Here is a 21,934-nt window from a genome sequence, read left to right on the forward strand (position 1 = left end):
CTTTTTTTTGTTAAAACAACTCCCTTTTTTAGATCAATTTTTTACATTTTACACCATTACCATTATCCAATAAAGTACTGCCTTATTATTTTCAACTTAAAAATAGTATCTTTACCGTTAAGTAAATTAATATGAACCTTTTTTGACAAAAAAGCAGCTTTGCTTTTAGAGTCAAATCAATATATATAATATGGGTTGTAGCAGTTGTTCAACTGGTAAAGACGGCCAACCAAAAGGATGCAAGAACAATGGTACTTGCGGAACAGATGGCTGTAATAAATTAACGGTTTTTGATTGGCTTTCTAATATGTCATTGCCAAATGGCAGTGAGCCTTTTAATTACGTAGAAGTACGCTTTAAAAATAGCCGAAAAGAATTTTTTAAAAACACAGATAAATTATCACTTTCTATAGGTGACTTAGTTGTAACCGAAGCAAAATCTGGCTTTGATGTAGGCATGGTAACGCTAACAGGTGAACTTGTTAGAGTTCAAATGAAAAAGAAAAAAGCTATTATAGACGGTGAAGAAGTTTATAAAATACACAGAAAAGCACATCAAAGAGATGTAGATACGTGGCAAAATTGCAGAGATCGTGAAGAAACAATAAAAAAGCGAGCTAGAGAAATTGCAATTGCACTAAAACTACAAATGAAAATTTCAGATGTAGAGTTTCAAGGTGATGGCTCCAAAGCAACATTTTACTACACTGCAGAAGACAGAGTAGACTTTAGACAGTTGATAAAAGATATGGCAAAGGCATTTTCTATTCGTATAGAAATGCGCCAAATTGGATACAGACAAGAAGCTCAACGTTTAGGTGGTATTGGTTCTTGTGGTAGAGAACTATGTTGTTCTACTTGGTTAACAGATTTTAGATCTGTAAGCACAGCAGCAGCACGTTACCAGCAACTATCTTTAAATCCGCAAAAATTAGCTGGCCAATGCGGCAAGCTTAAATGTTGTCTTAATTACGAGTTAGATGTGTACTTAGATGCACTTAAAGACTTCCCTAATCAAGACACCAAAATATTTACAGAGAAAGGCGTTGCTTATTGTCAAAAAACTGACATTTTTAAGGAGATGCTATGGTTTTCTTACAAAGATGACGCTGCAAACTGGCACATGCTTAGTAAACACCAAGTAAATGAACTTGTTGCTCTTAATAAGAACAAAGAAAAAATTGCAAGTTTAGAAGACTACGCTATAGAAAACGTAGTGGAAGAAAAAGCAATGGTTTTTGAGAATGTTGTTGGTCAAGATAGTTTAACTCGTTTTGATAAGCCTAAGAGCTCTAACAAAAAGAAAAAAAACAATACTAAAAGAAACAACAACAACAACAACAACAACAACAACAACAACAACAACGCTAATAGTAAGAACAAAAAAAGACCCGTTAAGAATGTTAAGAAATAGCTTTATCATTTTTTTACTTATTGTCTTTGGTTCTTGCAATTCTACTATTGTTGAGACCGAATACAAGGCAACTAAAAATGGTGTTTGGAACAAAGATGAAGCCGCTGCGTTTTCATTTAGTGCTCCAGACACAATTAATAGATATAATATTTTTATCAATCTTAGGAACGATAATACTTTTCCGTACAGCAACTTATTTTTAATATCAGAATTAAGTTTCCCAAACGGCACTATTATAAAAGATACCCTAGAATACCAAATGGCTTTACCAAATGGCGAATGGCTAGGCAAGGGTAATGGCTCGGTTAAAGAAAGTAAACTGTGGCTTAAAGAAAACATCGTTTTCCCAGAAAATGGCGTATATACACTAGACATATCACAAGCTATGCGCAAAAACGGTAACGTAGACGGTGTTGTAAATTTAGAAGGCATCACAGATGTTGGGTATCAAATAGAAAAAAATTAAGAGTAGCAATGGCAAAGGCTGTAAAGAAAAAAGAGAGTAAACCATTTTTTAAATTTGTAAAATGGTTTTGGATATTATTTTTAGTAGGTATTATCTCTGCTGTAATGGTATTTTTATTAGCATCTTCTGGTGCTTTTGGCGAGTTGCCAGACTTTGAACGTTTAGAAAATCCACAAACAAATTTAGCTAGTCAAATTATATCTTCTGATGGCGAATTACTAGGTAAGTACTATCTAGACGACAACAGAACAATTGTTGCTTACGACCAATTACCAAAACACCTAGTAGATGCTTTAGTTGCTACTGAAGATGCACGTTATTTTGAGCACTCTGGTATAGATGCTCGTGGTACACTAAGAGCTTTTTTCTACTTAGGTAAAAAAGGTGGCGCGAGTACAATTTCTCAGCAATTAGCAAAGCAATTGTTTACGGGTTTAGCCGCTAGAGGATGGCAACGTTATACTCAAAAAATTAAAGAATGGGTTATAGCAACCCGTTTAGAGCGCCAGTACACCAAAGAAGAAATTATAGCAATGTATTTTAATATCTATGATTTTGGTAACAACGCAGATGGTATACGTTCTGCTTCTCGTATTTATTTTGGAAAAGAACCTATAGATTTAGATGTTAAAGAATCGGCTATGTTGGTAGGTATGTTTAAAAATTCATCTTTATACAACCCTACTCCAAAAAGAAACCCAAAAGGGACATTAAACCGCAGAAATGTAGTCTTAGCGCAAATGGCAAAATATGGCTACATTACTCAAAAAGAGAAAGACTCATTGCAAAAAACACCTTTAAGTCTTAACTTTTCTCCAGAAAACCATAATGAAGGCCTTGCTACATATTTTAGAATGTACCTGCAAGGTTTTATGAACGGTTGGGCAAAGAAAAACCCTAAGCCTGCATTAAAAGGAGAACGCGACAAATGGAACTTATTTTTAGACGGATTAAAGATTTACACGACTATTGACTCTAGAATGCAAAAAAACGCAGAAGTAGCTGTAGAACAACATATGACAAAGCTACAGGCTGAGTTTTTTGTACAGAATACTCCTGAACGCAATAAAACTGCTCCGTTTTTAGATATTAATAAGGACGAAATAAATAGAATTATGGAGCGCGGTATGAAAACATCTGACCGCTGGAGAGACATGAAAAAAGCCGGTAAATCTGAAAAAGAGATTAGAGCCTCTTTTACAAAACCTATTCCAATGAAAATCTTTAGCTGGACGTCTAAAACCAAAAGCAAAGACACCGTAATGACTCCACTAGACTCTATTAGATACCACAAATCTATTTTAAGAACAGCAATGATGTCCATGGAACCACAAACAGGACACGTAAAAGCTTGGGTTGGCGGTATAAACTACACTCATTTTCAGTATGACAATGTATATAGGGGAACCAGACAAGTTGGCTCTACCTTTAAACCATTTGTATACGCCGCAGCTATAGATCAACTGCGCATGTCTCCATGTGACCATATTATGGATACACAACACTGTATTGCCGCTGGCAAACACGGAAACACAGATGCTTGGTGTCCTAAAAACTCCAATGGTAAGTATTCTGGTGAAATGATGACGTTAAAAGATGCGTTAGCCAATTCTGTTAACTCCATAACAGCTAAATTAATAGATGAAGTTGGCCCAGAACCAGTTGCCGCTATGGCAAAAAGATTAGGTATTACAAGTGATATACCTGCTGTACCATCTATAGCCCTAGGAACAACAGATGTTAGTGTATACGAAATGGTAGGTGCTTATGGCGCTTTTGCAAATCAAGGTGTATATGTTAAACCTGTAATGGTTACAAGAATTGAAGATAAAAACGGTACTGTCTTATACGAATACACTCCAGAAACAAGAGATGTAATGAGTAAAGATGTTGCCTACGCCATGGTAAACCTTATGGAAGGTGTTACACACGGCGGTTCTGGAACACGTTTAAGAACAACTGGCGCAAACAGCAATATGTACAAAGAAATTATAACAGGATACCCATATGAATTTAAAAACCCTATAGCTGGTAAAACAGGAACTACACAAAAACAAAGTGATGGTTGGTTTATGGGTATGGTTCCTAACTTAGTTACCGGCGTATGGGTTGGTGGCGAAGAAAGAGCAACTCACTTTAAAAGTGTTCTATATGGTCAGGGTGCATCCATGGCTTTACCAATTTGGGGATTATACATGAAATCTAACTACGAGAACAAAGATCTAGGTATATCAGATAAAGCTTTTACCAAACCCAAAAACTTATCTATTAACGTAGATTGTGCAAAAGTAAATCAAGAGTTGGAACAGGAGAATAATCCTGCAGATGATTTAGACGATCTAGATTTTTAATTAATTCTTACATAAAATGATTAGAAAAACAGTAGCTAACGTTAAAGATGCTCTAAAAGGCGTAAAAGACAATATGACTTTTATGGTTGGAGGCTTTGGCTTATGTGGTATTCCAGAAAATGCTATAGAAGAATTAGTAGACCTAAATGTAACTGGCATAACTTGTATATCTAACAATGCCGGTGTAGACGATTTTGGTCTTGGCCTACTCCTTCAAAAACGTCAGGTAAAGAAAATGGTATCTTCTTACGTAGGTGAGAATGATGAATTTGAAAGACAAATGTTAAGTGGCGAACTAGAAGTAGAATTAACACCACAAGGTACTTTAGCAGAAAAGTGTAGAGCAGCACAAGCAGGCTTCCCTGCCTTTTACACTCCAGCCGGCTACGGCACGGAAGTAGCAGAAGGCAAAGAAACGAGAGAATTTAACGGTAAAATGTATGTTCTTGAAGAAGCTGCAAAAGCAGATTTTGCATTTGTAAAAGCTTGGAAGGGTGATGAAGCCGGAAACCTTATATTTAAAGGCACTGCTCGTAACTTTAACGCAGTAATGTGTGGCGCAGCTACAATAACTGTTGCAGAAGTTGAAGAGCTTTTACCTGCCGGAAGCTTAAACCCAAACGAAATTCACGTTCCAGGTATTTTTGTACAACGCATATTTCAAGGAAAAGATTATCAAAAAAGAATAGAACAACGCACTGTTAGAAAAAAGGAGTAATTATTTTAATAGTACTTTATGAAACTAGCGTATAGATGTCCGTCTTGCAAAGCTACAAATTACTACACACCAGTAATTGCAACAAGAGGAGACTTACACATGAAGATTGGTGACAATTTTGCTGCCAATTGTACAAGTTGCAACTCTAAAGAAAAAGTGCACATTAATAAAATTACTGCAGTACATAATAAAAAGTTAATACTAATAGGAGCTGCAATTGGTTGTATAACCGCAGTTATTTTATGGTCAATTTTTGGAGCTATTGGAACAGTTGCCTTAGGTGTCCCTATACTTTTTATGACTGTAGAAAGCAGTGCAACAAATTCTTTTAACAAGTATATGATAAGACGCAGGTAACTTATCAAATTAAAAATATTCAATTTTATAGTAAACATTATGCTAGATAAAAACGGAATAGCAAAACGAATTGCAAAGGAAGTACAAGATGGTTATTATGTAAATTTAGGTATTGGCATACCTACTTTAGTAGCCAATTTTGTGAATAACGATATAAATGTTGAGTTCCAGAGTGAAAATGGCGTTCTAGGAATGGGACCTTTTCCTTTTGAAGGCGAAGAAGATGCAGATATAATTAATGCAGGAAAGCAGACTATAACTACACTTCCTGGAGCTTCTTTTTTTGATTCTGCCACTAGTTTTGCCATGATAAGAGGACAACACGTAGACCTTACGATACTTGGCGCTATGGAGGTTTCTGAAACTGGAGATATTGCCAACTGGAAAATTCCAGGAAAAATGGTAAAAGGTATGGGAGGCGCAATGGATCTTGTTGCGTCAGCCGAAAATATAATTGTTGCTATGATGCATACAAACCGTGCTGGAGAATCTAAAATATTAGACAAATGCACACTACCACTAACAGGCGTTGGCTGTGTTAAAAAAATAGTAACCAATCTTGCTGTTTTAGAGGTTACAAAAGAAGGGTTTTTACTTTTAGAACGTGCACCTGGGGTTACTGTAGAAGAAATTAAAAACGCAACCAAGGGGACATTAATTATAAACGGAGACATCCCAGAGATGGACCTATAAAATAGATTATAACCTTTCACAACAAATTACTAGTTGTTCACAACAAAAATTTAAATAGAAAGCATTCTCCTTATATATTTACGTTGTATTAAAAGTTTAACCCCAAATTACAACTTTAAACAACCTAAAATTATGAATGCCCAATTTTACCCAACAACACAGAAAGTAATTTATAAGAGAAATTTTTTTTCTGGAATTATTAGCCTGACGAAAAAACTATTTATGTTTTCATAAATGAGTTTAAAAAACAAAACAAAAGGAGCTACATTTTACAAAATGTAGCTCCTTTTTTGGTTATACACATTTTCGGCACACTTATCTATTCAGAAAAATAGCATTGCCTAAAACAACTAGCTATACAAACCTCCTAATACATCAATATAAAGACTCACAAAACATTTTATCTTTATAACAAGTATACAATTCAGATTTATGCTAAAAAAGGCTTAAAACTCTTTAAAAACCGAAATAAACTAGATAACTTAGTGTAAAATTACTCTCGATGAAAAAACACACAAGTACTATTCAACTTCTCCTTTTATTATTATTCTCTTTAACAGCAATAGCACAAGTCCCAAAAGATCACAATAACAGGGAACGTTTACTAGGTGAAATTAACAAAACCGACTTAACACAAAACTCTTTTGCCAATTGGTTTGCCCCAAAATACGACAATTACAAAGTAGACACAGAAACATTAAAATCTATAGAAGATAAACTTAAAGACTATAAGATAGTTGCCTTTATGGGTACTTGGTGCGGCGATAGCAAAAGAGAAACTCCACCTTTCTACAAAATATTAGAAACGGCAAATTTCCCTATGGAAAATTTTAAATTAGTAGCAGTAGATAATGCAAGAAACAATTACAAAAAAAGCCCAGGTGGCGAGGAAAAAGGGCTAGCTATTACACACGTGCCTACATTTATTCTATATAAAGACGGCAAGGAAGTAAACCGCATTGTAGAATCGCCTATAATTAGCTTAGAAAAAGATGTACAAGCCATTGTTAATGGAGACACTTACATTCCTAATTACGCAGACTAAACACTAGATACAAAACATAAAAAATCCCAAACTGTAGATACAGTTTGGGATTTTTTAATTTATATAAGTACAGCTACATAGTAACTTATTCTTTTATATTTATCCTTTAATACTTGCGCTTAAGAATTCACGGTTCATACGTGCAATATTTTCTAATGAAATTCCTTTAGGACATTCAACTTCACAAGCACCAGTGTTTGTACAATTACCAAAACCTTCTAAATCCATTTGGGCAACCATATTTCTAACACGGTCTGTGGCCTCTACTTGTCCTTGTGGCAATAATGCATACTGAGACACTTTAGCACCTACAAACAACATAGCAGAAGAGTTTTTACAACTTGCAACACAAGCACCACAACCAATACAAGTTGCAGCATCCATAGCCTCATCTGCAGCGTGCTTAGAAATAGGAATAGCGTTAGCATCTTGTGTATTACCAGAAGTGTTTACAGATATATAACCACCTGCGTGCTGTATACGATCAAAAGCACCTCTATCTACAACTAAATCTTTTAATACAGGAAATGCTGCTGCTCTAAATGGCTCTATTGTAATAGTATCACCATCTTTAAACATACGCATGTGTAACTGACATGTAGTTACTCCTCTATCTGGACCGTGAGCCTCACCATTAATATACATAGAACACATACCGCAAATACCTTCACGACAATCATGATCAAAAGCTACTGGCTCTTCACCCGTATTAATTAACTGTTCGTTTAAAACATCCATCATTTCTAAGAAAGACATATGTTCTGAGATCTCAGTCACTTTATAATCGACCATTTTACCTTTCGACTGAGCATCTTTCTGACGCCAAATTTTAAGTGTTAAATTCATAATGTCTATCTTATTTGTATGAACGTTGTTTTAATTCAATTTCTTTAAACTCTAGATCCTCTTTATGTAAAACAGCATCACCAGGTTCTCCTTTATACTCCCAAGCAGAAACAAAAGCAAACTCCTTATCGTTACGCTTAGCTTCACCTTTTTGCTCACCGTCTAACTCAACAGATTCTTCTCTAAAGTGACCACCACAAGATTCTTCTCTCTCTAAAGCATCTTTAGCAAACAACTCTCCTAACTCAAGGAAATCTGCTACACGACCAGCTTTTTCTAATTCTGCATTTAATTCATTTGCAGTTCCCGGCACACTAACGTTTTTGTAAAAGTCTTCACGTAAAGCTTTAATCTCTACCATTGCTTCTCTTAAACCTTCAGCGTTACGAGACATACCACATTTCTCCCACATTATATTACCTAATTTCTTATGGTAATAATCTACAGAGTGCTCTCCTTTATTGTTTATAAAGAAATCTATTTTATCAGATACTTCTTTTTCAGCGGCATCAAACTCAGGCGTATTCGTAGGGATTTTTCCTGTTCTAATTTCATGAGATAAATAATTACCAATTGTATAAGGTAATACAAAATAACCATCTGCTAAACCTTGCATTAAGGCAGAAGCACCTAGTCTGTTTGCACCGTGATCAGAGAAGTTTGCTTCACCAATACAGTATAAACCTTCTACTGTAGTCATTAAGTTATAATCTACCCAAACACCACCCATAGTATAATGTACCGCAGGGTATATCATCATTGGAGTTTTATAAGGATCTTGATCTACAATCTTCTCGTACATTTGAAAAAGATTTCCGTATTTCTCTTTTACGATAGCAGCTCCTAATTCATATATTTTAGCTGCAGAAGCATTTGCTATATTATGAATTTTAGCTTGCTCTATACCATAACGTTGTATTGCAGAAGCAAAATCTAAATAAACAGCTTCTCCTGTTGCATTAACACCGTAACCAGCATCACAACGCTCTTTTGCCGCTCTAGAAGCAACATCACGAGGTACTAAGTTACCAAATGCAGGATATCTTCTTTCTAAGTAGTAATCTCTCTCATCCTCAGACAAATCTGTTGGCTTTTTCTTGCCTTCACGAATTGCCATTACATCATCCATATTTTTAGGAACCCAAATACGACCATCATTACGCAAAGATTCTGACATCAATGTTAATTTAGATTGATAGTCACCTGAACGTGGGATACACGTTGGGTGAATTTGAGTATAACAAGGATTAGCAAAGAATGCACCTTTTTTATGTATTTTCCATGCAGCTGTTGCATTAGAACCCATTGCGTTGGTAGATAAGAAATAAACATTACCGTAACCACCAGAAGCAATAACTACTGCATGAGCAGAGTGACGTTCTATTTCACCAGTAACTAAGTTACGAGCAATAATACCACGAGCTTTACCATCTACCTTTACAACATCTAACATTTCATGACGATTGAACGGAGTAATTTTACCACGTGCAATTTGTCTGTTCATTGCAGAATAAGCTCCTAACAATAATTGTTGTCCTGTTTGTCCTTTTGCGTAAAAAGTTCTAGATACTAATACACCACCAAAAGAACGGTTATCTAATAAACCACCATAGTCACGTGCAAAAGGAACACCTTGAGCAACACACTGGTCAATAATATTTGCAGAAACCTCAGCTAAACGATAAACGTTAGCCTCTCTAGATCTGTAATCCCCACCTTTAACCGTATCGTAAAACAAGCGGTATGTAGAATCACCATCACCTTGATAGTTTTTAGCTGCATTAATACCACCTTGCGCCGCAATAGAGTGAGCTCTACGCGGAGAATCTTGGTAGCAAAAAGTTTTTACATTATAACCTAATTCTGCTAATGTAGCAGCAGCAGAACCACCCGCCAAACCAGTACCAACAACAATAACATCTATGTTACGTTTGTTTGCAGGGTTAACTAAATCTATATGGTTTTTATAATCGGTCCACTTAGTTTTAAGAGGGCCTTTAGGTACTTTAGAATCTAATACAGACATATGATACTATATTATTAATGATTAAAATGATGAAAAAGGGCTATAAAAATAAATCCTAAAGGAATTATTATAGCATAAGCCTTACCAAAAGCTTGAAGCTTTTGTTTTCTCATAGAGCTAACTCCAGAAGATTGAAACGCAGAACTAAATCCGTGCATAAGGTGTAAAGATAAAAACACAAATGCCAAGACATAAGCGCCAACTCTTAAAGGGTTAACAAACTTGTGCGTAAGCTCTTCGTAATAACGAAAGCCTTCACCATCTGCTAACAGTCCAGACATATCGCCTTGAATGTATTTTGTTTCTATTTCTGGCAACCAGAAATCAATAAAGTGAAGTACTAAGAAACCTAGTATAGCTAAACCACTATATATCATGTTTCTACTCATCCAGCTAGAATTAGCTGCTCCATTATTTTTAGCATATTTAACTACTCTTGCTTTTCTGTTTTTTATTTCTAAAATAAAGCCCATAATAAAATGGTACATCACTCCAAAAATTAAAACAGGTTGCATCACATACTGTATTACCCAAAAAGTACCCATAAAATGAGAAGCCTCATTAAATGCGTTTGGACTAAATACCGATAAAATGTTAATAGCAAAATGCTGAAGTAGAAAAAACATTAAAAATAAAGCAGAAAGCGCCATTGCATACTTTCTACCAATTGAAGATTTAAAAAATCCGCTCATTTGTTGTTAGTTTTGTTTTACAAATTTACGATTCCTACCAGTTATCAACAAACTTTGCTATGATTATGTATCGTATTTAGAATTAATTTAAAGAAAGTTTGAGTACCGATTCTCTTAATTACTATTTTTGACCGATATTCATAGAAAATTATTAAGATTTAAAAAATGGACATTGGATTACTTTCTGTTAGTATGGCAGTCTATTCTACACGTAGAATTGCACAAGAGGCAGAAAAGCGTGGGCATTACATTGAACTAATAGACCATACCAAATGTGCTGTTAAACTTGGTGCACAAACACCAAAGGTTTACCTTAATGAAGAGGACATTACAAATGAGTTTGATGCTATTATTCCAAGAATTGGCGCTAAAGTAACCAAACATGGTGCCGCCATAGTGTATGAATTTGAACTTAATGGTGTTTTTACAACTGCCAAGTCTTCAAGTATCATAAAAGCGCGCAACAAAGTAAAGACACTACAAATAATGACTAGGTGTGGTGTTCCCATTCCAGAAACACTATTTTCTATCAACCCAGATAATATAGAAACTCAGCTTACATTATTAGGTGGCGCACCAGTAATAATTAAATTACAAGAAGGCACACAAGGATTAGGTGTAATCTTAGCCGATTCAAAAAAATCTGCAAAATCTATCATAGATACATTTTACAAGATGGATACTAGTATATTATTGCAGCGATTTATAAAAGAATCTAACGGAGAAGATATCCGAATTTTTATTGTAGGCAATAAGATTGTTGCCTCTATGAAGAGAACTAGTGAAGCAGGCGAATTTAGATCCAATGTCCATAGAGGTGCATCTACCCTGGCCATAGAACCAACAGCTTACGAATCCAAAATAGCACTAAGAGCAGTAAAAGAATTAGATTTAGGTGTTGCCGGTGTAGATTTAATACGGTCTAAAAATGGACCATTACTAATAGAGGTTAATGCATCCCCAGGCTTAGAAGGAATAGAAGATGCAACAGGAGTAAATATCGCTAAAAAAATTATAGAATACGTAGAAGAAAATGCATTTAAAAGACGAAAATAAAACCATTACTATTGGTGAAGAAAATGTGCGTCCAGGAGAAGAGAAACTGGTAAGCATAAAAATTGATAGGTTACCAACGGGTACTATTATAGATATTCCAATATACGTATTTAACTCTAAAGTCCCTGGACCAACACTGTTAGTTCAGGCTGGTCTACATGGCGATGAAATTAACGGTATAGAAATAGTGCGTAGAATGCTAGACAAAAAGCATTTTAAAGTCACTAAAGGCTGCATAATAGCTGTTCCTATTTTAAATATTTTTGGTTTTATACATTTTTCCAGAGAATTACCTGATGGCAAAGATGTAAACCGCAGTTTTCCTGGTTCAAAGTTAGGCTCATTGGCTAGTAGAATTGCATATCATTTTACAAAAGAGATTTTTCCGCAGATAGATTTTGGAATCGATTTACATACAGGTGGCGGAAGCAGGTCTAACTACCCACAGGTGCGTTATACAGCAGCTGACAAAAAGAGTGAAGAACTTGCTGCTATTTTTAATGCTCCTTTTACGTTTTCGTCTGACTTAATTCCTAAATCATTTAGAAAAACAGCGTTTAACAAAGGCATACCTACCATTGTTTATGAAGCTGGTGAAAGCATGCGTTTTAATGAATACGCTATAGAACAAGGAGTGCAGGGTGTCTTAAACACATTACATCATTTTGATATGTTAGCCAAAACAGATGCTCTTTCTTTAGAGAAAGAAGAAACTGTTTACCTAACAAACAGAAGATGGGTACGCGCGCCAACGGCAGGTATGTTTTTACCTAAAATTAAAAATGGAAGCGACATAAAAAAAGGAGCTGTTATTGGAATTGTTACCGATGCTTTTTCTAGACGAAGCAAAGAAATTAAAGCCCCTTTTAATGGCTGCGTTTTCTGTGTAAATCACCAAGCAGTAGTAAACCAAGGTGAAGCACTTTTTCACATAGGAGAATTGGTCTAATTAAGACCAATTCTTCACTTTTTAGTTCCAAATCTTTAAAATATAATTTAGTTTTTGCAAACTGAATGGTTTGTTTGTTTGTCATATTCTGTGCAAAAATGAACAAAACGTGTATTTCATCGGAAAAAAGAAAAAAGTAAACTTCCTTATGCACTTGAGAAGAAAAACATCGACTTCAAAAAACAAACCAACTGGTCTTTTTAACAATTATTCCTATTAAGAACAATTACAATTATTAACCTTCTCTTAAAGTAGTAACATAAAGACAAAATTAACTTAATATAAAGACCATAATGTATTAACAGGCTTAGCACTGTTGGATGATATTTTTGTCACGAGAAATAATAACCAACAACACTAAGAAAATGTACAAAAAATTAATACGCAAAGCATTTGTATTCTCTTTAATGGGAGCAAGTATTATTAGTTGCGATCCAGAAGATGGTATGGATGGCACAAAAGGAATAGACGGCATTGACGGAATTAACGGTCAAGACGGAAAAGATGGTGAAGACCATACTACAGAACTAACAATGTTTGAGGACAAATCTAACCTTAAACCGTTAGTTGCAATGGACCCACAGTTTAACTTTGTCGAAGCTTTTTCTTTAGTTAGCTCTAGCGACGTATTAAACTTTAATGGTTCGGATTTTAGAATTGGCGGTGGTGCAGATGGCGCCGGATTATTAAAAAACGGAGAAGGGTACGAGTATGTTGTAAACTTTGAAGATCATTTTGCTGTGGCCAGACTATCATTAGACAAAAACTTTAACATAACAGATGCAACTTACCTTTTAAACTCTAGTGTTGCAGATTTTGCACGCCAGTGTTCTGGTACCATGTGGGAAAAAGAAATTCATGGCGGATCTAAAGATTTGTTCTTATCTGCTTCTGAAGCTTTTAATTATGATGTAAAAGCCATAGACCCATTGGTAGAGACACCAACACCTACTGCAGATTTTGGATTAGATGCATTAGGCGAATTTGCTTGGGAAAATGCAACACCTCTGCCACAAGGAGCATACGCAGGACAAACAGTTATAGTTGGTGGCGATGATGATTCTTCTGGGTCTGAAGGACAAGTTATTATGTACCACTCTACCGCTGGCGATGCAGACTTAACAGGAGGAAAAATATACGTGTTACGTTTAAAGCAAATTTCTGATGGCACAGATGGTGTAAAAACTGCAGCTATCGATATGCAGTATGATGAAAGCAGTTTAGATTTTCAGAAAACATACGATATAGAATTTGTAGAAATTGTTGATGGAGCAAGCCTTACTGTCGAAGAAATGGAAACTGCATGTAATGATGTTTTAGCATCACAATTTATGCGTGTTGAAGATGTAGATTATCAAAAAGGTAGTGATGCAAACGGAAGAAATGTATTTTTTGCTGTAACGGGTCGTGGTCCTGGAAGAGGAACATATAACGATTGGGGAACAGTTTACAAATTAGAATTAGACACGAACAACCCATTAGAAGGTAAATTAACGCAGATTGTTAGCGGCAACACAGATAGCAATAATATGGATGGCAATCTAGCCCAACTACAAAGTCCAGATAACTTATGTGTTACAGAAAATTACGTCTATATACAGGAAGATCCTAATTCTTTCTCAAGAGGCCATTCAGCATATATTTACCAAGCAGATTTAAACGGGAACAACTCCAAAAAAGTAATGGAGTTAGTCGTTAGAAACGACTTAGCAAAGGATAAAACTACGGGTATAAGCGGTGAGTTTGGATCTCTAATAGATATTTCTGATAAGGTTGGTGAGCCAGGCACTTTTATGCTAGCGCTACAACCGCACTACTGGGAAAGTGATGAATTTGCTGGTGTAGACGGCGGCACACAATCTCTACAACATCCATGGTTAGGAAATATGCCTTACCTAGAAGGTTCGCAAATTGTACTACTTAAAGGTTTACCTAGATAAACAACAATATACTTTTATAAAAAATCCCTGTAACAAATGTTACAGGGACTTTTTACTTTAAATCTACATACCAAATGTTTAAAAAAAATTTTAGAGTTTTAGTTGTATTACTCTTACTAGCAAGTTCTTGCAAAGAGAAAGAGACTTATAAAAAAACAATTTCTAAAAACAACGTTAAATGGAAACTTGCTCAAGATTATTACCTTGAACAGATAACCACAGCAACAGATTTAGTTGATTCTTTAAAACTTTTAAAAATTGAAGACCCTAGGGCTAAACCATTATTTTTTAAACTTAGAGCCGCATTTAAAAAGGCCGAACCTTACGCTGGCGTATTAAATTCAGCCGTAACCCATAGAGCAAACGGACCAGCCTTGCCCATTTATAATGACGATAGCGGAAGAGTTGTAGCGCCAATTGGTTTGCAAAAACTAGAAGAAACTTTATTTACAGACGGAGCAACACAAAAAGATTATTTAAGAGAACTGTATTACCAAAATGGATTTTTAACAAACCTTAAAGTAAATATTAAAGAAAAAGAACTTACCCCAAAACGATTCTTTATTGGTACACACCAGCAATTAATGCGTATTACAAGCTTAGCTTTAGCAGGTTTTGACACACCTGTAACAGGAAATAGCATTGCAGAAACAGCAATTTCACTAGAAAGCCTATATGCGGTTTACAAACTATCTTTACACCCCCTAATTACACAAGAAAATCAAAATTTAGATCAAATTTTCACTAAAAATATAAAAGAAGCACTAGTCTTTATTACTAAAAATTCTGACTTTACTACTTTTGATAGGTACACATTTATTAGAGAATACCTTAACCCAATTACAAGAAACTGGGTTAAAATTAGACAAGAAAGCGGATTATGGGATGGCAAAACAAACGCATTCCCTTATAATTTTGATGCTCCAACCTTTTTTGAAGAAGACAGTTTTAACGTAAATTTCTTTTTAGATGTAAATGATAGAAATCCGTCTAAAGAAAAAGTTGCACTAGGAAAAAAACTATTCTTTGACAAAAAACTATCCGAAACAGGCACTATGTCTTGCGCTACTTGTCACTTACCTAGTAAAGGATATACAGACGGCTTAGCACTAAGCAAAGACAACAAAAACAACCTACAACAAAGAAACACACCTACGCTATTAAATAGCATTTATCAAAAAGCCTTTTTCTGGGACGGAAGAGCCAATACCATAGAAAATCAAATAAGTGCTGTTTTTAAAAACGATAAAGAATTTAATACAGACGTGCATCGTTTCTCTGGAAACATATTAAAAGACACAGCCTACATAACACTATTTAAAAACGTGTTTGGGACACTACCAAAAAGCAATAAAGAAACTGTTAGAGCTATTTCTATATATGTTTCTACTTTAAATGGTTTTAATTCGAAATTTGATAAAGATATGCGCGGCGAAACAAGCAGTTTTACTCTTGAAGAAAAAAATGGTTTCAATTTATTTATGGGAAAAGCATTATGCGCTACATGTCATTTTATTCCGCTTACCAACGGCACTGTACCACCTTATTTTAACGAAACTGAAAAAGAAGTAATAGGAGTTCCTAAAACTAGTAAAAACAAAGAAATAGACACCGATAGAGGTTTCTACTGGGTATTTCAAGAAAGCATACACGACAAAATGTTTAAAACACCAACGATAAGAAATATTGATTCTACTGGACCATATATGCACAACGGAATTTACAACACCCTAGAAGAAGTCATAAATTTTTACAACTTAGGGGGTGGTGCAGGGCTAGGTTTTGACCTTGAACACCAAACACTACCTTTTAATGAGTTAAACCTAACAGATAAAGAGCAAAAGTCATTAGTCGCATTTATGCACACACTAACCGACACTTCTGTTTCTAAAAATTAAAGCAAAAACACTCCTACTTTTTTGCTTTAGCTTTTTTGTTTAAGTTAATATAACCTCCAAAAACAATATTCCATTGAGAAAAAGCAAAGCTTTGTTTTCCTCTATCAGAATCATTTGGTGAAGTAGTAATACTGGGCAAGTTTATATAGCCACCTTTTAACTCAGACTGAATAAAAAATACATCGAAAAAAGTAAGATTTAATCCTCCCGTAGCACCAAGCCCATAACCGGATAAATGAAACTCATCATTTCTTCCTCTATTTAAAAAGTTAGAATTCGTTTTAGGTATTACTACACCGGCATTAACACCAACCAACATGTTTAGGTCTACGATATCACCCAACCGTGCTATGCGGTCGTTTCTTCTTAAAGCTACATTTACATAGTTTAGGCCATCTGTGTGTTCAAAACTTAAAAAACTTTCGCTATCTATCACAATATCATCATTATTATAAACACCGTCATAAGCAGTTCCCGTATTCTCTATATAACCAGATATTTTAACTGTCTGCAAATTATTTACAACATACTTCATATGGTCTGTACCAATAGAAACATCCCAATGGTCATCTAAAAAATATCCTACTCTAAAATTAAACTGAGGAATGGTTAACCTACTTGGATTTAAGTGTTTTCCAACTTTCCAATCCAAATCTGTATCCTTGGCCTTTACATTTTTTAATGTAAAATTATGATCACCTCCTTTAAACTCTATATTCGATGACGAATAGCTTGCTTTATTCCAGCCCCAATAAAAATAAAGTTTTCCTTTTTTAGAACCTGAGTTACTATTTATAGCCTCTTGGCCAAAACCAACTCCAACTACACTTATCAAAAAGAATAGCGAAAAAAATATACGCATTTAACTAAGTAAAAAATTAATAAAAATAAAGAGATACAAAATTAAGGCTTTAAAAAATTACTAGACATACTTTCTATTCATTTTAACATTAAAAAAAAGGGCCAGAACAGTTGTTCTGGCCCTTAAAAAAACTGTTTACTATTTTATTTTATTTCAAATGTTGTACTGTCTGCAGCTGCATTTCCAGATAACTCTATTTTATACTTTCCTTTTGGTAAATACGTCTTACCATCTTTTGCTTGTATTAACTCAACTTTATTCTTTTTTAAATAATTAGATTTTCCTGATTTAGAAAAAGCCACATCATAAGAAAGCACATTAAATCCTTTTTCTCCTGCTACAGTAACAGCACTAACCTCTGTATTATTCATTGTTAAAATACGCGCAGTAAAGTTTCCGTCTTTAGCTGCATAAAAATTAACATCTACTCCTGGAGTGTTAGGTCTAAATCTTGTCGAAGCTGCATTACCCCACCTACTAGAATGTCTTATATCATCAGTTTTAAATAAGTGTAACTTTTTTGCCAAAGTAGACGAAGTCATTTCTTGTAATTTACTAATATTAGTCTTGTATACACTACGTCCGTGTGTACCAACTAATAAATCTTTAGCAGTTGGCTGTATTACCAAATCATGTACTGCAACTGCAGGTATTCCGTTTGTAAAAAGCTCCCAAGACTCTCCCATAGTAAAAGACACATATAGACCATTGTCTGTACCAACAAACAATAAGTTTTCGTTTTCAGGATCCTCTAAAATTACATTTACTGGAGAAGCAGGAATTGTTTTCCCTATATTCTTCCAGCTTTTACCATAATCATTACTCATATAAACATAAGGTGTGTAGTTATCCCAACGGTACCCATTTAAAGTAACATACACTCGCTCTTGTTTATGCTTAGAAGCAGCTACTCTAGTTACCCAAAGTTCTTCATTTTTAAGATTATCGCTTATTTTCTCCCAAGAACCACCACCGTTTTTAGTAAGTTGTATTGCACCATCATCACTACCCGTATATATCAATCCAAATTTAAAAGGAGATTCTGACACCGTAGATAACGTACCATAAGCAACATTTCCTTTTTTACCACCGTTTGTTAAATCGCCAGAAATAGTTTCCCAATCATCTCCCTGATTTAAAGATCGGTGCAATTTATTACCTCCTAAATATAAAATATCTTGGTTGTGAGAAGATAGTAAAATTGGTGTTTGCCAGTTAAAACGATATGGACTTTCTCCTAAATCGTGCTTTGGTTGAATGTATTTTTGACTGTTCTTTTCTCTATCAATTCTAAAATAGTTCCCAAACTGATAACCTGTATATAAAACATTAGAGTTTCTACCATCAATTTGTATTTGCATACCATCACCACCCATTAAACTTTTCCAAGGGTACTGACCTGTTTGTTGCCACCTACTGCTTTGACTTGCATTATTTGCACCAACCCAAACGCCATTATCTTGCAAACCACCATACACATTATACGGCTGCTCATTATCTACATTTATTGCATAAAATTGTCCTACAGCAGGTGAGTTATTTTTAATCCAGCTTTTACCATCATCGTAAGAAATGTTAATTCCGCCGTCATTACCATTAATTAAATGCCCTTTAAGATCTGGATTAATCCACAATGCATGATGATCTGAGTGTACGTTTGGTCCATCTATATTATCAAATGTTTTACCACCGTCGTTAGACTTAATTAATGGCACACCAGCTAAATAAATCTCATCTTTATTTTTAGGATGAACTCTAATTTGCGCAAAATAATATCCGTAGCTATAGAACAAATTATCTATATGCTCTTCATTTGTCTTTTTCCACGTTTTACCAGCATCATCACTTCTAAAAACTTCTGCTCCTATTACGGGAGTATCAAACAACATAGAATTTGCATCTTCTAAAAACTTCGCAATATCTACTGGTTTCACAGTTCCAACACGTACCATTTGTTTTACATTTGGTGCCCTATACTTTTCATGAAATCCGTTTGTCTTTAAAAATGCATTTAATTTTGAATCTGATAACGCTAAAAACTCTTTAGTAGACATTGTCTTAAAATCATTCTTAACTAAATCATCGGACTTTTTTTCTTTCTTAGTTTCTTCAGGTCTTCTAAACTGACTATCATGCACAGCATACACCGTATTTTCATCAAAAACAGCTAAACCAATTCTACCAACACCTTCTCCGGTAGGAAAACCACTTTCTTTAGTCGATATTTTTGTCCAGCTACTGCCACCATCTGTACTTTTATAAATAGCAGAATTAGAACCATTACCAGAAAAATTCCAAGCTTTACGGTCTTTTTCCCAAGCGGCAGCATATTGCACATTAAAATTAGTTGGCACCATAGCAACATCTATAATACCAGTAACATCGTTTACAAAAAGTGTCTTTTTCCAACTTTTACCGCCATCTGTTGTTTTATATATTCCGCGTTCGTCATTTGCAGAATACAAATGTCCGGTTGCCCCAACAACTACTTCGTTAGGGTTTTCTGGATTAATAAGTATACGTCCAATATGATGAGAATCTACCAAACCCATATTTTGCCAAGTTTCTCCCTTATCTGTAGATTTTAGCAAACCAACACCTGCATAAGAAGACCTAGAAGAGTTATTTTCTCCTGTACCAACCCAAATTGTTCCCGATTTCCAATCTACAGCAATATCACCTAAATTTTGAGTACTAGCTTGGTCCATAACTGGGGTAAAAGTTGTGCCATTATTATTGGTATACCATAAACCACCAGAAGCATAAGCTGCATAAAATTCGGTTGGTTTGTTAGGATTAACAGCAACATCTACAATACGGCCACTCATAACTGTTGGGCCAATATTAGAAAATGCAATGTTTTTAACTATAGAAGATTCTTGCATTTGTTTCTTTTGCTTTAGTGCACTTTCTACAACGTTTTTGGCTGTTGATGCAGGTTGCGCCCAGCTTAATGCAGAAGTTAGCAAAAAGCAAAAAGATAGCATTTTTTTCATTTTTCAGGTTTTAGTTTGTAAGGTTTTGTTCTCTTTTGTAATCTGTATTTTAGACCTACGGAAGTTATAAAGAAAGGCTATCATCGCAAAATTAATTTTTTATGCAAAAAAATATGCACTAGGCTGACTTTAATTTGATGTATTAAATACGTTAAAAGGAGGCTAAATACTATTTTTTGTTGCGCATCAAAATAGATATTCATTACTTTTGATACAACTTGTAGTTTTTAGCACTTACTCCGCCAAAACTGCATCAATACAAACTGAAAAATTAAGAAATGAAGTACAATCCTATTGATTCTAAATTATTCGTGAAAAACCGCAAAAAGTTTATGGCTCAAATGAAGCCTAAAAGTATTGCCGTTTTTAATTCTAATGATATTTATCCAATTGGCGCAGATAGCGCTATGCCTTTTGAGCAACATAGAAATATTTTTTACCTAACAGGTGCAGACCAAGAAGAAACTATTTTAGTTCTTTTTCCTGATGCCTTTGACCCAAAACACAGAGAAGTATTATTTGTACGTGAAACAAACGAACATATTGCAGTATGGGAAGGTGAAAAACTCACAAAAGAACGCGGTACAGAAGTATCTGGAATAGAAACAGTGTATTGGTTAACAGATTTTGACAAGGTTTTCTTTGATTTAATGACTGAAGCAGAAACTATTTATTTTGACACCAATGAACATTACAGACAAGCTGTAGAAACAGAAACAAGAGAAGACCGATTTATTAAAAAGTGTAAAGCTGATTATCCTGCGCACCAATGGGCAAAGAGTTTTCCAATAATGCAAGATATAAGAGGCGTTAAAGAACCTGAAGAGTTGGCATTGATGCAAGAAGCTTGTAATATAACCGAAAAAGGGTTTAGACGTTTATTAGGCTTTGTTAAACCTGGTGTTTGGGAGTATGAAATTGAAGCAGAATTATTACACGAGTTTGTACGTAACCGCTCTAAAGGATTTGCATACACACCAATTATTGCATCTGGTTACAACGCAAACGTATTACACTACATAGAAAACAACCAACAATGTAAAGATGGCGATGTTATACTGATGGATGTTGCTGCAGAATACGCTAATTACTCTAGTGATTTAAGTAGAAGTATACCCGTAAGTGGTAAGTTTACTAAAAGACAAAGAGACGTTTACGATGCCGTTTTACGCGTTAAAAATGATGCTACAAAAATGCTTGTTCCTGGAACACTTTGGGGAGAATACCATAAAGAAGTTGGTGAGTTAATGACCAGCGAATTATTAGGATTAGGCTTATTAGACAAAGCAGATGTACAAAACCAAGATAAAAACTGGCCTGCATATAAAAAATACTTTATGCATGGTACCAGTCACCACATTGGTTTAAATACGCATGATTACGGAGACTTAAAAACTCCTATGAAAGCAAACATGGTTTTTACAGTAGAACCGGGTATTTATATTCCTAATGAAAATTTAGGTATTAGATTAGAGGATGATGTTGTAATACAAGAAAAAGGAGAACCGTTTAACTTAATGGCAAACATTCCTATAGAAGCAGATGAAATTGAAGAATTAATGCAGGCTAAGTAGCATTAAAATTTGTTTTAATAGCAAAACCTCTTCCTGCAAAGGAAGAGGTTT

17 protein-coding genes are annotated in these 21,934 nt (G+C 34.8%); 12 read left to right on the plus strand and 5 right to left on the minus strand.

All coding sequences use genetic code 11. The features are described 5' to 3' along the window. Positions 1-190 precede the first annotated feature (190 nt). From M4I21_RS16930 to M4I21_RS16960, 7 genes are all read left to right on the plus strand, one after another. Positions 191-1,414 carry a PSP1 domain-containing protein gene (locus M4I21_RS16930; protein ID WP_249560414.1) on the plus strand — a complete coding sequence of 408 codons (1,224 nt, stop codon included), beginning with the start codon at positions 191-193 and terminating at the stop codon, positions 1,412-1,414. Next, positions 1,401-1,880 carry a gliding motility lipoprotein GldH gene (locus M4I21_RS16935; protein ID WP_249560415.1) on the plus strand — a complete coding sequence of 160 codons (480 nt, stop codon included), beginning with the start codon at positions 1,401-1,403 and terminating at the stop codon, positions 1,878-1,880. The genes M4I21_RS16930 and M4I21_RS16935 overlap by 14 nt, the downstream gene beginning before the upstream one ends. Positions 1,881-1,888: 8 nt before the next feature. Beyond that, complete coding sequence (locus M4I21_RS16940; RefSeq protein ID WP_249560416.1) at positions 1,889-4,231, plus strand: penicillin-binding protein 1A; 2,343 nt, start codon at positions 1,889-1,891, stop codon at positions 4,229-4,231. A 16-nt stretch (positions 4,232-4,247) separates the two neighbouring features. Next, a complete protein-coding gene (locus M4I21_RS16945) occupies positions 4,248-4,949 on the plus strand; it encodes a CoA transferase subunit A (protein ID WP_249560417.1) in 702 nt (233 codons plus the stop codon). Between the two features lie 18 nt (positions 4,950-4,967). Then, positions 4,968-5,306, plus strand: a complete 339-nt coding sequence (locus M4I21_RS16950; RefSeq protein WP_249560418.1) for a hypothetical protein — start codon at positions 4,968-4,970, stop codon at positions 5,304-5,306. Between the two features lie 39 nt (positions 5,307-5,345). Continuing rightward, a complete protein-coding gene (locus M4I21_RS16955) occupies positions 5,346-5,999 on the plus strand; it encodes a CoA transferase subunit B (RefSeq protein WP_249560419.1) in 654 nt (217 codons plus the stop codon). Between the two features lie 502 nt (positions 6,000-6,501). Further along, positions 6,502-7,044 (plus strand): thioredoxin family protein, encoded by a 543-nt coding sequence (locus M4I21_RS16960; protein ID WP_249560420.1) that lies wholly within the window; start codon positions 6,502-6,504, stop codon positions 7,042-7,044. A 99-nt stretch (positions 7,045-7,143) separates the two neighbouring features. On the opposite strand, the gene M4I21_RS16965 is transcribed toward M4I21_RS16960, so the two are convergent. From M4I21_RS16965 to M4I21_RS16975, 3 genes are read right to left on the minus strand one after another with little or no spacing between them, the layout of a single operon-like run. Next, positions 7,144-7,890, minus strand: a complete 747-nt coding sequence (locus tag M4I21_RS16965; RefSeq protein ID WP_249560421.1) for a succinate dehydrogenase/fumarate reductase iron-sulfur subunit — start codon at positions 7,888-7,890, stop codon at positions 7,144-7,146. A gap of 10 nt (positions 7,891-7,900) precedes the next feature. After that, positions 7,901-9,916 carry a fumarate reductase/succinate dehydrogenase flavoprotein subunit gene (locus M4I21_RS16970; protein ID WP_249560422.1) on the minus strand — a complete coding sequence of 672 codons (2,016 nt, stop codon included), beginning with the start codon at positions 9,914-9,916 and terminating at the stop codon, positions 7,901-7,903. 14 nt (positions 9,917-9,930) lie between these two features. After that, on the minus strand, positions 9,931-10,608 hold the full coding sequence (locus M4I21_RS16975) for a succinate dehydrogenase cytochrome b subunit (protein ID WP_249560423.1): 678 nt from the start codon (positions 10,606-10,608) through the stop codon (positions 9,931-9,933). Positions 10,609-10,773: 165 nt separating this feature from the next. Here M4I21_RS16975 and M4I21_RS16980 point away from each other — a divergent pair, with 165 nt between their 5' ends. The 4 genes from M4I21_RS16980 (at position 10,774) to M4I21_RS16995 (ending at position 16,451) form a co-directional block, all read left to right on the plus strand. Beyond that, on the plus strand, positions 10,774-11,664 hold the full coding sequence (locus tag M4I21_RS16980) for a RimK family alpha-L-glutamate ligase (RefSeq protein WP_249560424.1): 891 nt from the start codon (positions 10,774-10,776) through the stop codon (positions 11,662-11,664). Continuing rightward, positions 11,642-12,613, plus strand: coding sequence for a succinylglutamate desuccinylase/aspartoacylase family protein (locus M4I21_RS16985; RefSeq protein ID WP_249560425.1), 972 nt, complete (start codon positions 11,642-11,644; stop codon positions 12,611-12,613). The genes M4I21_RS16980 and M4I21_RS16985 overlap by 23 nt, the downstream gene beginning before the upstream one ends. Before the next feature lie 365 nt (positions 12,614-12,978). After that, positions 12,979-14,553 (plus strand): hypothetical protein, encoded by a 1,575-nt coding sequence (locus M4I21_RS16990; protein WP_249560426.1) that lies wholly within the window; start codon positions 12,979-12,981, stop codon positions 14,551-14,553. A 74-nt stretch (positions 14,554-14,627) separates the two neighbouring features. Next, a complete protein-coding gene (locus M4I21_RS16995) occupies positions 14,628-16,451 on the plus strand; it encodes a cytochrome-c peroxidase (RefSeq protein ID WP_249560427.1) in 1,824 nt (607 codons plus the stop codon). Positions 16,452-16,464: 13 nt separating this feature from the next. Here the strand turns inward: M4I21_RS16995 and M4I21_RS17000 are convergent, their stop codons facing one another. Then, entirely contained in the window at positions 16,465-17,313 is an 849-nt protein-coding gene (locus tag M4I21_RS17000; RefSeq protein WP_249560428.1) for a hypothetical protein, read from the minus strand. Positions 17,314-17,456: 143 nt separating this feature from the next. Continuing rightward, positions 17,457-20,309: a VPS10 domain-containing protein gene (locus M4I21_RS17005; protein WP_249560429.1), complete on the minus strand. Its 2,853-nt coding sequence runs from the start codon at positions 20,307-20,309 to the stop codon at positions 17,457-17,459. A 278-nt stretch (positions 20,310-20,587) separates the two neighbouring features. Between M4I21_RS17005 and M4I21_RS17010 the strand changes: the two genes are divergently transcribed. Beyond that, positions 20,588-21,883: an aminopeptidase P family protein gene (locus tag M4I21_RS17010; protein ID WP_249560430.1), complete on the plus strand. Its 1,296-nt coding sequence runs from the start codon at positions 20,588-20,590 to the stop codon at positions 21,881-21,883. Positions 21,884-21,934: the final 51 nt, after the last annotated feature.

This window comes from Cellulophaga sp. 20_2_10, from assembly GCF_023476645.1.
GTDB lineage: Bacteria > Bacteroidota > Bacteroidia > Flavobacteriales > Flavobacteriaceae > Cellulophaga.